This is a genomic window from Pseudoduganella chitinolytica (genome assembly GCF_029028125.1).
Lineage (GTDB): Bacteria > Pseudomonadota > Gammaproteobacteria > Burkholderiales > Burkholderiaceae_D > Rugamonas > Rugamonas chitinolytica.
This window is the reverse complement of record NZ_CP119083.1, coordinates 3,041,364-3,055,019: the sequence shown is the minus strand read 5'-3', so window position 1 is coordinate 3,055,019 and position 13,656 is coordinate 3,041,364. Positions and strand designations below refer to the sequence as shown.

Here is a 13,656-nt window from a genome sequence, read left to right as displayed (position 1 = left end):
CAATCGGCGTACACGGCCATACTGGCTCCATCGACAACCCACGGGAGCGCATCATGAATCACCAGCAGCCAGTTGCCATCGTCACCGGCGCCTCGCGCGGCATTGGCGCCGCTATCGCGCAGCGCCTCGCCCGCGATGGTTATGCCATCGTCGTCAACTATGCCGGCCGCGCGGCGGATGCCGAACAGGTCGTTGCCGCCATCGCAGCCGGCGGCGGCAACGCCAGCGCGGTGCAGGCGGACGTGGCGGACAGCGCCGCCGTCGCGCGCCTGTTCGATGCGGCCATCGAACGCTTCGGCCGCGTGGACGTCCTCGTCAACAATGCCGGCGTGATGCCGGCACAACTGCCGCACGTTGCGGACACGGACGACGCCGCGTTCGACTGGATGGTCGGCGTCAACCTGAAGGGAACGTTCAACACGCTGCGCGCCGCCACCACGCGGCTGGCGCAGGGCGGCCGCATCGTCAACCTGTCCACCAGCCTGGTCGGCCTGGCCATGCCCGGTTACGCCGTGTACGCGGCCACCAAGGCGGCAGTGGAGACGATGACGAACATCCTGGCCAAGGAGTTGCGGGGCCGCGAAATCCGCGTCAACGCCGTGGCGCCAGGGCCGACGGCCACCGAGCTGTTCCTGGACGGGAAGAGCGACGAGCAGGTGCAGTGCCTGGCGCAGATGGCGCCGCTGCAGCGGCTTTAGCAGCCGGACGATATCGCCGATGCGGTGGCGTTCCTGGCGCAGCCGGGCGGGTGGGTGAACGGGCAGACGGTGCGGGTGAATGGGGGGATCGTCTAGTGAGGCAGCTGTAAAAAGTAGTCACCGCAAGTGACAATTGGTGAATAATGCGCGGGGTTCCGTCGGCTAGCATGTATATTTTGCAACTAATCGAATGGAAAAGAGATGACTCGTACTCTGCACGGAAAAACCCGGATTGCCGCGGCGATCGCACTGCTGTGGGTGAGCTCGGCGTATGCGGACATGCCCCGCGAAGTCCGCACCGGCCACCCGCGGTTGCTGGCTACGCAGGCCGACCTGGATCGGGTCCGCCAGGAAGCGGCGGTCGGGCCGCTGTCGCTGCCGGCCAAGAAGGGCAAGCTAGTCTTTACGCTCAATCCCAAGCCGCGCGGTACGCACGACCTGGCCGACACCGAGGTCTTCGGTCAGCATTCAGGTAAGGGTAACCGATTCTATTTCCGCTATTCGAATGCGTCCGCGCCCGCCGGTACGATCGCGCTGGAGGTCGCGGTCATTGCAGGCGGTGCTGATGTGATGCGCGACAAGCTGTATCTCAAGCTGAACGCCGACAACCAGGTTGAATTCGACTATAACGTCGACTTGCGGCAGGTAGCGGCACGGGTGGTCGGTGGAGGGCAGATTGTCAAGTCGTGGCCCAGCACGGTCTCCTGGTCGCCGGCGGGGCAGCAATTCTCGTTCTTCGGCCACCTGGGCGACCGCATCACGAACCTGACGCTCTCGGACAACGGCGTGCAAACATGGCATAGCGACGAGATCGACCTTGAATTGCACCGGTCATGGCGCGGCTTTCTTGCTAATGCGTGGGTGACGGAAAGTGTCCTGAAACCTTGCGACATCCCGACAGGTGGCAAACTCGGGGAGAAGGGCGGCTGCGACCGCAATGAGGGCGGTCGAGCCACCATCATCGAGGCCGCGCAACGGCTGACGACCGCGTTTCGCATGACGGAACACCCCGATTTGTTTGCTGCTGCCAAAAAGCACATCGATTTTTTACTGCGCGTTACCAACGACGGCGAGGGCGTTGATCGTACCAAGGGCGGCGAGTGGGACATGGCCGCGCGCGTAGGTGCGATGGGCCTGTATTATGACTGGTTGTATGACCGGCTCACGACGGACGAGCGCGCGAAACTGGCCAAGGCGATCCGCGACACGATCGCAGCGCCGGCTCCAAAAAATGGCGCTGACGATCTCGTGCACTCCATATGCGGCTATTCCCAGACAGTAGTAACGGGGCCGAATGGATTCGACTGTGCAAAAAAACCTGTACTGGTCGTCGACGGCTGGAAACCCACGATCGCTTCCACTTACGTCAGCGGGCATACGCAAAGCGCCAACGCCGGCGTCGCGCTCGGCCTGCTGGCCATCGGTACCGAGGCAGACGGCAACGCGGACGTGCGCGCCATGCTCAACACGATTTACGACCATTTCGCCAAGGGCTTCTGGCCAGCGCGCGATTTCTACTCGGCCGATGGCGGCAGCCACGCGCTGTTTGCCTATTCCCATTCAGGCGGCGGCGATACCGCCGAGCGGCTCGTCGTGTGGCGGCGGGCGCTGAACCTGCCAGATCTCGCGCCGCGACTGCCGGGTGCACCCCCGGAGCCGGCCGGGACCCCAACCCTCGCGGCGCTGCCAGCGCTGATCTATCCCTACATCTACGGCCTGCGTAGCGATGGCAGCTATCCGGCACGCGGAGATTACTTCCGTGTCGAGGCTGGCACGCCCGGCGAGATGGCAGCCGCGGCAATGGCCGTGGCAGCCGACAAGCGGTCTGCCTTCTTCTACGACAACTACGTCGTACCGAACCGAAACAGCAAGGATTTGGTAAAACGAGCGAACAGCGGCATGTTCTGGGAGCGTCTGCTGTACCCTTCGAACGTACAGCGTGAGCGTTTCGACGATCTGAAATTGTCGCGCCACTTCCGCAACGCGGGCAATGTGATGATGCGTGACACGTGGGACTTCGCCAAGGCGACGCTGCTGGAATTCAAGTCCGCCTCGTTCATTTCGATGAACCACCAGCATATGGACCAGAACAGCTATTCGCTGTACTACAAGGCGCCGCTGCTGCTGGATTCGGGCCACTACGACAAGTACGGCAGCAATCACTGGCACAACTACTATATCCGCTCGATCGCCCACAACACGATCACGGTGCTCGATCCCGAGGAGACGTTCTCCCTCAGCACCGTCAGCAACCTGTCAGTGGATGGCGGCCAGTGGCTGGGTAACCGCGAAGAAAGGCCGCAACTGCGCGATATCCAACCAGGTGGCAAGAACGCGCTGGACGGCGTCGTCACGTGCAAGAACGGTCGCGACTACTCGTACGTCACGGGCAATGCCAGCAAGGCGTACGTCAACAACAAGCTCGACCCGGTGGCGGGTTTCCTGCGCAGCATGGTCTACTTGCACCCCGCGAACGAGCGCCAGAAACCGAAGGTGCTGGTGTTCGACAGCGTGCGCCCGGCTAAGGACAACCTCGAGATCACGACGTTGCTGCACAGCGTGAACAAGCCGACCAGCACGATCGCGGCGACCGGGAACCGCACAGGAAGGTACGTGTTCGGTTTCAAGGACGACGTCCCTGGTCCGCTGACGATTCGAAACGGCGAGGGCATGGTCACGGTTCAGACGCTGTTGCCCGCAACCGCCAATGTAGTGCTTTCGGGCGGCAAGGGTGAAGGCGACGACTGCACCCCGGCAGAAGACAAGATCCTGGGAACGAAACCTCAGGACCGAACAGACTGTCGTTTCCTGGTGCGTACGAGAATCGGCGACAAGCTGGAATGGCAGAACTATGCAAAGCTGGAAAAATCCGACAATATTACAATGGAGGGCGATTCGCCAACCACGGACATGGGCGCATGGCGTGTCGAAATCTCGCCGAAGACCGCGCCACGCAAGGGGGCGACACAATACTTCCTTAACGTACTGCACGTCGACGACATCGACAACGGCGGCAACGTCGCAGCTGCGGTCTCCGACACGGCGCGGCTGCTGTCGGCCGACGGCAATGCCGTCGCCGTGGCAATGGCCGACGGCCAGGTCATCGTGTTCCATGGCGGCGCGCCCGGCATCGCCGAGATCAGCTGGACGGCGGCGGTCGGCAAGGGCACGCCAACGCTGGTGGTTGGCCTGGACAAGAACGCGGCCTACAAACTGGTGCCGGACGGCGCGACCCGCGTCAAGCTGGTGCGCGATGCGGCGGGGACGAAAGCACCGGAGGGCGTCATCGAGATCAATCGGGGCGAGGGCAGCCTGACGCTGTAATCGTCGAAGTCCAAAAAAAAACCCGCCGCGGCGGGTTTTTTTTATCAGCTGGCGAACGCTCAGGCGAACTGCTCGTTCACGAAGTTCCAGTTGACCAGGTTCCAGAACGTCTCGACGTATTTCGGACGGGCGTTGCGGTAGTCGACGTAGTACGCGTGTTCCCACACGTCGCAGGTCAGCAGTGGCTTGTCGGCCGTCGTCAGCGGGGTCTGCGCGTTGGACGTGTTGACGATGTCGACGGTGCCGTCGGCCTTCTTCACCAGCCAGGTCCAGCCGGAGCCGAAGTTGCCCACGCAGGACTTGCTGAACTCTTCCTTGAACTTGTCGAACGAACCCCACTTGGCGTTGATCGCGTCGGCGACCGCACCGGTGGCTGCGCCGCCCGCGTTCGGGGCCATGCAGTTCCAGTAGAACGTGTGGTTCCACACCTGCGCGGAGTTGTTGAACACGCCGCCGGACGATTTCTTGATGATCTCTTCCAGGGACAGGTTTTCGAACTCGGTGCCCTTGATCAGGTTGTTCAAGTTCGTCACGTAGGCCTGGTGGTGCTTGCCATAGTGGTATTCCAGCGTTTCCTTGGAGATGTGCGGCTGCAGGGCATCCATCGCATACGGCAGTGGCGGCAGGGTATGTTCCATATTTGTTTCCTTTTGGTTGAGACAACAATCAGTTTGCCAGATCGACCACTATTGTAATGCGTTGGCTGGGGCGTTGTTGAAAACCCCTGCAAAACGTGCGGCTAAGGGCGTGAGATCGCCTGCGGCCGCTGAGCCGCAGGGGTCTGTCCCCGGTAAGTGGTGGCGCCTGCCCCGGTCGGCGTCGGATCGAGGGGACTGACCCCGGTTTTTATCGCAGGCCGTGAGGAGCCTGGGCTATTCAGGCGTCAGCGATGAAAACCGGGGACAGTCCCGGAGGGACAGTCCCCAAGCCTGAGGCGTGCGGGTTTACTCCAGCGACGCCTGCACGGCAGCCACCTGCACCTGCGCGCTGCCCTCGGCCAGGCGCAGCGTCAGCGTGGCGCGCGGCTGGATCTGGCCGGGCGAGCGCAGGATGGCGCCTTTGTCGCTGGTGACGATCGCATAGCCCCGCTCCAGCGTGCGCTGGGGATTGAGCAGCTCCAGCTGGGCGGCCAGCGCCTGCAGCGCCTTGCGGCGCTGCGCCAGGCCGTTGCCGATATTGACGGTGCAGCGGTGCTGCAGCGCGGCCAGGTGGGCGCGCACCGGGCGCGTGTCGGGGCGGCGCGCGGCCAGGCGGCCGCCCAGCCGTTCCACTGTGTGGCGGGCCGTATTCAGTGGCGCCCGGTTGGCATGCATCATGGCCGTCGACAGCGCCAGCAACTGCAGGCGCTGCTGGCGGATCCGCGCCGACGGACTTTGCAGGCGGCGGGCATGGTTGTCCAAGGTCTGCGCGGCGTCGTCCAGCGTGCGGCGCAGGGCGCGGCGCAGGTCGGTTGCGTCCGCGCGCAGCGAGGCCAGCCAGTCGCCGCGCGGCGTCGCGGCCAGTTCCGCTGCCGCCGTGGGAGTTGCCGCGCGCAGGTCGGCGGCAAAGTCGGCGATGGTGAAGTCGGTCTCGTGGCCGACGCCGGAAATTACCGGCATGTGGCAATTGGCGATGGCGTACGCCACCACTTCTTCATTGAAGCACCACAGGTCCTCGATGCTGCCGCCGCCCCGGCAAACCAGCAGCACGTCGCACTCGGCCCGGTTCGACGCCGTGTCGATGGCCTCGGCGATGCGCGCGGCCGCCAGCTGGCCCTGCACGAGGGTGGGATACAGGATCACCCGCACGTGCGGTGCACGCCGGCGCAAGGCCGTCAGCACGTCGCGCAGCGCCGCAGCCTGGGGGCTCGTGACGATGCCGATGGTGCGCGGGAACAGGGGCAGGGGACGTTTGCGACCTTCGTCGAACAGGCCGGCCGCCGCCAGCTTTTCCTTCAGCCGCATGAACGCTTCGAACAGGGCGCCCACGCCGGCGCGGCGGATGGCCTCCACGTTGATCTGGTAGTCGCCGCGCGGGCCGTACAGCGTGACGAGGGCGCGCACTTCCACCTTGTCGCCCTCGCGCGGCACGAAGCCGGCATACTGGGCGCGGCCGCGGAACATGACCGCGCGCACCTGGGCCGCATCGTCCTTCAACGTGAAATACCAGTGGCCGGAGCTGGCCCGCGTGAAGTTGGAAATCTCGCCCGCGATCCACGTCAGGGGGAACGAGCGCTCCAGCAGCCGGCCGACGGCCTGGTTCAACGCACTGACCGTGATAACGGCAGGTTGTTCAAAAGCGGGGTCGGGCGAATTGGGGGTCTGGTTCATGGTGTCCTGGGAGGCTATCCACACTGTCATCGAGCGGTCATGCTTATGTCATATCTCGCATTTTGCTGCAAGGCCTTTTTGTAAACGCTTGATTTGTAAACGTAAACCGAAATGCCGCATTCGCGTGCAGCGTAAGAATTCTCTTACATATCAAGGACTTTGGCGAAGGCGACGGTTGTTACGCACAAAGATATCCACAGAATCTGTGAGCAAACGGGGATAACGTCGGCACCCGTGCCAAAAAATGCCGCAGAGACATTTTTCCCTTTCCTATCAACCACTTGGCGGGAACACGTTGGTCTTCCCCACAATATTGTCCACAGAAACTGTGCAGAAGCATGGGCGGCCCCTGTCGCCCTTGCCGTGGCGGCTGGCTGGTGGTTTCGCTCTCCTCCCTTTGCCTTAAAAATGAGCATAGGCAGAAAGTCCAATGAAATCATACGCTTACCGATAGCTACAGCGCTTGCGCACAATATTGTCCACAGTTTTTGTGCAGAAGGGGGGCGCGATCCTTGCATGACGGGAAAACTCGGCAGTTTTCCGTTACTGCATAATTTTAGTGCAGCACCAATTAAAGTATAGCAATCAATGACTTACTCAGCAGTAGTTGCCATTGCCAACAGTCTTATCAACAGTTTATGTGCAGAACCGAACATTCGCTCCGGTACTGCTTGGGGCAGCGCTGCAACTAAATTGCGCACCGTGTAAAAACACAGCAATATCAATGACTTGCGTCTAGCGCCCTGCCATTGCTAACAATATTGTCCACAGAAAATGTGAAGAAGCGCACAGACGGTGCTGCTTCGCCGTGCTGCGCAAACTTTGTGCACTGCGTTTTTGTCCTTTAGAATCAACGCGTTGGCGACTGTTGTTGGCGTTCCTCACAATGTTTTCCACAGAAAATGTGAAGAAGCGCGCCACGCTGTGCAAAGGTCCGGCCGACGGGTGCACGGCAGCGCGGCCGTACTTGCCGAGCGCCCGCCAACACGCTACATTGCGCGTCTGGCTACTGCCTGCCCATTCATCGAGGAGTTCGTTTTGCTCGCCATCTTTCAAGCCGCCGGCTGGCCGATCTGGCTGCTGCTGATCGCTTCCATCGTCGCCACCGCCCTGATCGTGGAGCGGCTGATGTCGCTGCGGCGCGCCCGCATCCTGCCACCCAGCACGCTGGACGAGGTCGTGCGCATCTACAAGAGCGGCAATGTCACGCCGGACATCATCGCCAAGCTGGAATCGAGTTCGCCGCTGGGTGTCGTGCTGTCGGCCGCGCTGAAGAACGTCGACGCGCCGCGCGAAGTGATGAAGGAATCGATCGAAGAGGCGGGCAGTGGGGTTGCGCACACGCTGGAGCGCTTCCTGACGACGCTGGGCACGATCGCCACCCTGGCACCGCTGATGGGCCTGTTCGGCACCGTGGTCGGCATGATCGAGATCTTCGGCGCGCAGAACCCCAGCGGCGCCAATCCCGCCCAGCTGGCTCACGGCATCTCGGTCGCGCTGTACAACACGGGCTTCGGCCTCGCCATCGCGATGCCGACGCTGGTGTTCTACCGCCACTTCCGCGCGCTGGTGGACAGCTTCGTCATCCAGATGGAGCAGCAGGCCGTGCGCTTCGTCGACGTCGTGCACAACTCGCGCAAATAACCGGAGCGACCCGCCGTGAACTTCCGCAAGGGCCAACGCCGCGAGGACCCGGAAATCAACCTGATTCCGTTCATCGACGTGCTGCTCGTGATCCTGATCTTCCTGATGGTGACGACCACCTACAGCAAGTTCACCGAGCTGCAGATCACGCTGCCGACGGCCGATGCCGAGAAGGCCGTCGAACAGCCGAACCAGATCGACGTGACCGTCGATGCGAAAGGCAATTACACCGTCAACGGCGCGCCCGTGTCGTTCCGCGACGTGGCCGCGCTGGCGCAGTCTTTGCGAAGCGCCGCCAAGCCGGGCGCCAACCCGGTCGTCGTCGTCAATGCCGACCAGTTCGCGATGCACCAGATGGTCGTCAACGTAATGGAGGCGGCGCGCATCGCCGGCTTCGACCGGCTGACGTTCGCGGCCCAGACGGGCGGCGGCAAATAGTGCGCGCCGCGTTCGCCGTTTCCTGACGATGTCGCTGGAATCCACCCTCACGCGCGCGTGGCTGCGGCGCGGCCCGCTGGCCTGCGCGCTGTATCCCCTGTCGCTATTGTTCCGCACCCTGGCCGCGCTGCGCCGGCTGCTGTTTCGCACCAGGCTGCTGCGCTCGGCGGGGCTGCCCGTGCCGGTCGTCGTGGTCGGCAATATCTTCATCGGCGGCACCGGCAAGACGCCATTGACGATCTGGCTCGTGGAGCAGCTGCGCGCCGCCGGGTTGACGCCGGGCGTCGTGTCGCGCGGCTTCGGCGCCAAGGACAGCCTGCCCAGGCCCGTCACCGCGTCGTCCACGCCGGCCCAGGTGGGCGACGAGCCCGTGCTGATCGCAACCCGCACCGGCTGTCCCGTCGTCGTCGGGCGCGACCGCGTGGCGGCGGGGCGGGCACTGCTGGCCGCGCATCCGGCCGTGGACGTCATCGTCACCGACGACGGCCTGCAGCATTACGCGCTGCGGCGCGACGTCGAGGTGGTGCTGTTCGACGGGCGCGGCACCGGCAACGGCTGGACCTTGCCGGCCGGGCCGCTGCGCGAGCCGCCGGGCCGGCGGCGCGACGTCACCGTCGTCAACACCCCGGAACTGACACCCCGCCTGGCGCGCACGCTGGCCAATGGCGGCCCGCTGTTCCAGATGACGTTGACGGGCGACGTGGCCGAGCGCCTGGCCGACCGGCGCGAGCGGGTGCCGCTGGCGGCCCTGGCCGCGCGCGGGAGCAAGCTGGCCGCGGTCGCGGGGATCGGCAACCCGGCGCGCTTCTTCGGCATGCTGGCCGGCGCCGGCCTCTCCTGCACCGAGCTGGCGCTGCCCGACCACCACGACTTCCTCGACAATCCGCTGCGGGCGCTGGACGCGGACCTGATCTTGATGACGGAGAAGGATGCAGTAAAATGTGCGCACATTGAAGAACTGAGAAACGATCCCCGGCTGTGGGTCGTTCCGGTCACGGCGCGCATCGATGCCGCGCTGGCCGAACACATTGTGGAGAAATGCCGTGGACGCACGTTTGCTTGATATCCTGGTCTGCCCTGTCTGCAAGGGCCCGCTGGTGCACGACAAGAAGGCCCAGGAACTGATCTGCCGCGGCGACCGCCTGGCGTTCCCCGTCCGGGACGGGATCCCCATCATGTGGGCCGACGAGGCCCGCACCCTGCAGGACACGGTCGAGTAAGCGGTGTCGTTCGTCGTCATCATCCCGGCCCGCCTGGCGTCCACGCGCCTGCCGAACAAGCCGCTGGCCGACATCGGCGGCAAGCCCATGATCGTGCGCGTGACCGAGCGTGCCCGCCTGTCCGGCGCGGCGCGCATCATCGTCGCCACCGACCATGAATCGATCCGCGCCGTTTGCGCCGAGCATGGCATCGAGGCTTGCATGACGCGTGCCGACCACCCGTCCGGCACCGACCGCATCGCCGAGGTGGCGCGCGCGCTGGACCTGGCGCCCGATGCCGTCGTCGTCAACCTGCAGGGCGACGAACCCCTGATCGACCCGGCCTTGCTGGCCGCGTGCGCCACGCGCATCGGCGCCGACGTGCCGATGGCCACTTGCGCCCATCCGATCGACGGCGCGGCCGACGCATTCAATCCGAACGTGGTGAAGGTGGTGCTGGACAAGGCCGGCCGCGCGCTGTATTTCAGCCGCGCGACGATTCCATGGGCGCGCGACGCGTTTGCGGCCAGCCGTGCCAGCCTGCCGGCCGGCTATGCGCCGCTGCGCCATATCGGCCTGTACGCCTACCGCAACGATTTCCTGCAGGCCTACCCGGCGCTGGAGCAATCGCCGCTGGAGGCCATCGAGGCGCTCGAGCAATTGCGCGTCCTGTGGCACGGCTACCCGATTGCCGTGCACGTCACCGACGCCGCGCCGGCACCCGGGGTCGATACGCTTGACGACCTGGAGCGCGTGCGCCGTCACTTCGACTGAAAAAAGTCCGATCAAATTACGTGGCTAAAACGCTCCCAAGGTGGCGTTGCGGCGGCGTTTTGTGGTAAGTTTCGTCACAACCCTGACACACTTACCATATTATTAAAAACGTTCTAGGAATTTTCATGCGTCTCATTCTGTTAGGAGCTCCCGGCGCCGGCAAGGGCACCCAGGCCAACTTCATCAAGGAAAAATACAATATTCCTCAGATTTCGACTGGCGACATGCTGCGTGCCGCCATCGCGGCCGGCAGCGAACTGGGCATCGCCGCCAAGAAGGTCATGGACGCTGGCCAGCTGGTGTCGGACGATATCATCATCGGCCTGGTGAAGAACCGCCTGAAGGAAGCGGACTGCGCCAATGGCTACCTGTTCGACGGCTTCCCGCGCACCATCGCGCAGGCCGATGCGATGAAGGATGCCGGCGTGAAGATCGATTACGTGCTGGAAATCGCCGTGCCCGACGAATCGATCATCGAGCGCATCGACGGCCGCCGCTGCCACCAGGGTTCGGGCCGCGTGTACCACGTCAAGTTCAATCCGCCGAAAGTGGATGGCCTCGACGACGTCACGGGCGAGCCGCTGGTGCAGCGCGACGACGACCGCGCCGAGACCGTGAAGAAGCGCCTGGACGTGTACCACAACCAGACCGAAGTCCTGCTGGGCTACTACAACGAATGGGCCAAGTCGGGCGATCCGATCGCGCCGAAATACCGCCGCATCGAAGGCGTGGGTCCGGTGGAGGAAATCCGCGACCGGGCGTTTGCCGCGCTGGCGGAGTAACGCGACAAGGCGGACCTGCGGGTCCGCTTTTTTTTTATGGCTGGGTTTGCTGGCTAGTACGCGCCGGTCCTCCGATCGGCGGTATCGCGATTTTTGCAGCACGTGGTTTGGCAGGCCGTCCGCTGGACGGTTTTCTGAAAAGGCGTTGTTCACTGAAGATCCGATAACAAAGGGGGACTTATGGCAGCTAGTTTGTGGTTTGCCGTGGCGTGCGGCATCGTCGCCGTCGTGTACGGGCTGGTTTCACGCAGCTGGATCCTGGGGCAGGACGCGGGCAACGCCCGCATGCAGGAAATCGCCATGGCGATCCAGCAGGGCGCGGGTGCCTACCTGGCCCGCCAGTACCGCACGATCGGCATCGTCGGCGTCATCCTCCTCGTTGCCATCTACTTCCTGCTGGGCGCCCATACGGCACTGGGCTTCCTGATCGGCGCGGTGCTGTCCGGCGCCTGCGGCTTCATCGGCATGAACGTGTCCGTCCGGGCCAACGTGCGCACGGCGCAGGCCGCGTCCGTCGGCATGAACGAGGCCCTGAACATCGCCTTCCGCGGCGGCGCCATCACGGGACTCCTGGTGGTCGGCCTGGGCCTTCTGGGTGTCGCGCTGTTCTACTGGATGCTGACGACGTTCTCCGCCACCGCCTATCCGGCGCCTGCCCTGTCGGCGCACGACGTCGTCAAGCCGCTGATCGGGCTGGCCTTCGGTGCCTCGCTGATCTCCATCTTCGCGCGCCTGGGCGGCGGCATCTTCACCAAGGGCGCCGACGTGGGCGCCGACCTGGTCGGCAAGGTCGAGGCGGGCATTCCCGAGGACGATCCGCGCAACCCTGCCGTCATCGCCGACAACGTGGGCGACAACGTGGGCGACTGCGCCGGCATGGCGGCCGACCTGTTCGAGACCTATGTCGTCACGCTGATCGCGACGATGCTGCTGGGCGCGCTGGTGATCACGGATGCGCCGCACGACGCCATGCTGTACCCGCTGCTGCTGGGCGGGGTGTCGATCCTGGCGTCGATCGTCGGCTGCCTGTTCGTCAAGGCGAAGCCGGGCAAGAAGATCATGTCCGCGCTGTACACGGGACTGTGGTGGGCCGCGATCCTGTCGCTGATCGGCTTTGCCATCGTCACGTGGCTGCTGTGGACCGACGACACGATGCGCTGGAAGATGATGGGGGCCACGTTCGTCGGCATCGTGCTGACCGGGCTGATGGTGTACATCACCGAGTTCTACACGGGGACCGACTTCACGCCGGTGCGCCACATCGCCGACGCTTCCACGACCGGCCACGGCACCAACATCATCGCGGGCCTGGGCGTGTCGATGAAGTCCACCGCGTGGCCCGTGCTGGCCGTGTGCGTGGCCATCCTCGTGTCGTTCAAGCTGGCCGGCCTGTACGGCATCGCCGTGGCCGCCACGGCGATGCTGTCGATGGCCGGCATCATCGTCGCGCTGGACGCCTATGGGCCCATCACCGACAACGCCGGCGGCATTGCCGAGATGGCCGGCATGCCCGACTCGGTGCGCGCGATCACGGACCCGCTGGACGCGGTGGGCAACACCACCAAGGCCGTCACGAAAGGCTACGCGATCGGCTCGGCGGGCCTGGCCGCGCTGGTGCTGTTCGCCGACTACACGCACGCGCTGGAGTCGGTCGGCAAGTCGATGACGTTCGACCTGTCCAACCCCATGGTCATCGTGGGCCTGTTCATCGGCGGCCTGATTCCCTACCTGTTCGGCGCCATGGCGATGGAGGCGGTAGGGCGTGCGGCGGGCGCGGTCGTCGTCGAGGTGCGGCGCCAGTTCCGCGACATCAAGGGCATCATGGACGGCACCGGCCGCCCCGAATACGACAAGGCGGTGGACATGCTGACGGCGTCCGCCATCCGCGAGATGATCGTGCCATCGCTGCTGCCGGTCGTCGTGCCGATCCTGGTGGGCATGCTGCTGGGGCCCGCCGCGCTGGGCGGCATGCTGATGGGGACCATCATCACCGGGCTGTTCGTGGCGATCTCGATGACCACCGGCGGTGGCGCCTGGGATAACGCCAAGAAGTTCATCGAGGACGGCCACCACGGCGGCAAGGGTTCGGACGCGCACAAGGCGGCCGTCACGGGCGACACGGTGGGCGACCCGTACAAGGACACGGCCGGCCCGGCCGTCAATCCCCTGATCAAGATCATCAACATCGTCGCGCTGCTGCTGGTGCCGCTGCTGCCGACGACGGGCTGGCTGGCCGTGACGGCCGAGCCCCTGCTGGCCCATGGGCCGGCCAAGGCGCAGGTGGCGGCCGAAGCGGCGCCGGCGCGCCCGCTGCCAGAGGTAAAGGCGCAGCGCTGATGCCGGTGTCACAAGCAAGCACGGTGTCAGCCGCCCATCTGCGGGTCTCCGATCCGCAGATGGGCGGCTGACACCACGGGTTGCTTCTCGCTGCTCATCGGCCAACAGTGCGGCGCCAGCCCGTGCCACGGGCGTATCATCGGCCAACGAC

10 protein-coding genes and 1 pseudogene are annotated in these 13,656 nt (G+C 64.6%); 9 read left to right on the top strand and 2 right to left on the bottom strand.

The genetic code is table 11. The features are described from left to right. The first annotated feature begins 53 nt into the window (after positions 1-53). Both PX653_RS13485 and PX653_RS13480 read left to right on the top strand, forming a co-directional pair. Positions 54-794 (top strand): annotated as a pseudogene (locus PX653_RS13485) (SDR family oxidoreductase). A 105-nt stretch (positions 795-899) separates the two neighbouring features. Beyond that, positions 900-4,022, top strand: coding sequence for a heparinase II/III domain-containing protein (locus PX653_RS13480; protein ID WP_277418360.1), 3,123 nt, complete (start codon positions 900-902; stop codon positions 4,020-4,022). Between the two features lie 59 nt (positions 4,023-4,081). Here the strand turns inward: PX653_RS13480 and sodB are convergent, their stop codons facing one another. Together sodB and xseA are read right to left on the bottom strand one after the other, a co-directional pair. Continuing rightward, positions 4,082-4,660, bottom strand: coding sequence for a superoxide dismutase [Fe] (sodB, locus tag PX653_RS13475; RefSeq protein WP_277418359.1), 579 nt, complete (start codon positions 4,658-4,660; stop codon positions 4,082-4,084). A 306-nt stretch (positions 4,661-4,966) separates the two neighbouring features. Next, entirely contained in the window at positions 4,967-6,331 is a 1,365-nt protein-coding gene (gene xseA, locus PX653_RS13470; protein WP_277418358.1) for an exodeoxyribonuclease VII large subunit, read from the bottom strand. Positions 6,332-7,369: 1,038 nt separating this feature from the next. Between xseA and PX653_RS13465 the strand changes: the two genes are divergently transcribed. From PX653_RS13465 to PX653_RS13435, 7 genes are all read left to right on the top strand, one after another. Then, complete coding sequence (locus PX653_RS13465; protein ID WP_277418357.1) at positions 7,370-7,975, top strand: MotA/TolQ/ExbB proton channel family protein; 606 nt, start codon at positions 7,370-7,372, stop codon at positions 7,973-7,975. Between the two features lie 15 nt (positions 7,976-7,990). Further along, complete coding sequence (locus tag PX653_RS13460) at positions 7,991-8,413, top strand: ExbD/TolR family protein (protein ID WP_277418356.1); 423 nt, start codon at positions 7,991-7,993, stop codon at positions 8,411-8,413. Between the two features lie 28 nt (positions 8,414-8,441). Next, on the top strand, positions 8,442-9,476 hold the full coding sequence (lpxK, locus tag PX653_RS13455; RefSeq protein ID WP_277418355.1) for a tetraacyldisaccharide 4'-kinase: 1,035 nt from the start codon (positions 8,442-8,444) through the stop codon (positions 9,474-9,476). Continuing rightward, positions 9,457-9,633: a Trm112 family protein gene (locus PX653_RS13450; RefSeq protein WP_277418354.1), complete on the top strand. Its 177-nt coding sequence runs from the start codon at positions 9,457-9,459 to the stop codon at positions 9,631-9,633. Before lpxK ends, PX653_RS13450 begins: the two co-directional genes overlap by 20 nt. 3 nt (positions 9,634-9,636) lie before the next feature. Then, positions 9,637-10,386, top strand: a complete 750-nt coding sequence (kdsB, locus tag PX653_RS13445; RefSeq protein ID WP_277418353.1) for a 3-deoxy-manno-octulosonate cytidylyltransferase — start codon at positions 9,637-9,639, stop codon at positions 10,384-10,386. A gap of 125 nt (positions 10,387-10,511) precedes the next feature. After that, positions 10,512-11,168: an adenylate kinase gene (adk, locus tag PX653_RS13440; protein WP_277418352.1), complete on the top strand. Its 657-nt coding sequence runs from the start codon at positions 10,512-10,514 to the stop codon at positions 11,166-11,168. Between the two features lie 180 nt (positions 11,169-11,348). Beyond that, positions 11,349-13,505: a sodium-translocating pyrophosphatase gene (locus PX653_RS13435; protein ID WP_277418351.1), complete on the top strand. Its 2,157-nt coding sequence runs from the start codon at positions 11,349-11,351 to the stop codon at positions 13,503-13,505. Positions 13,506-13,656 lie beyond the last annotated feature (151 nt).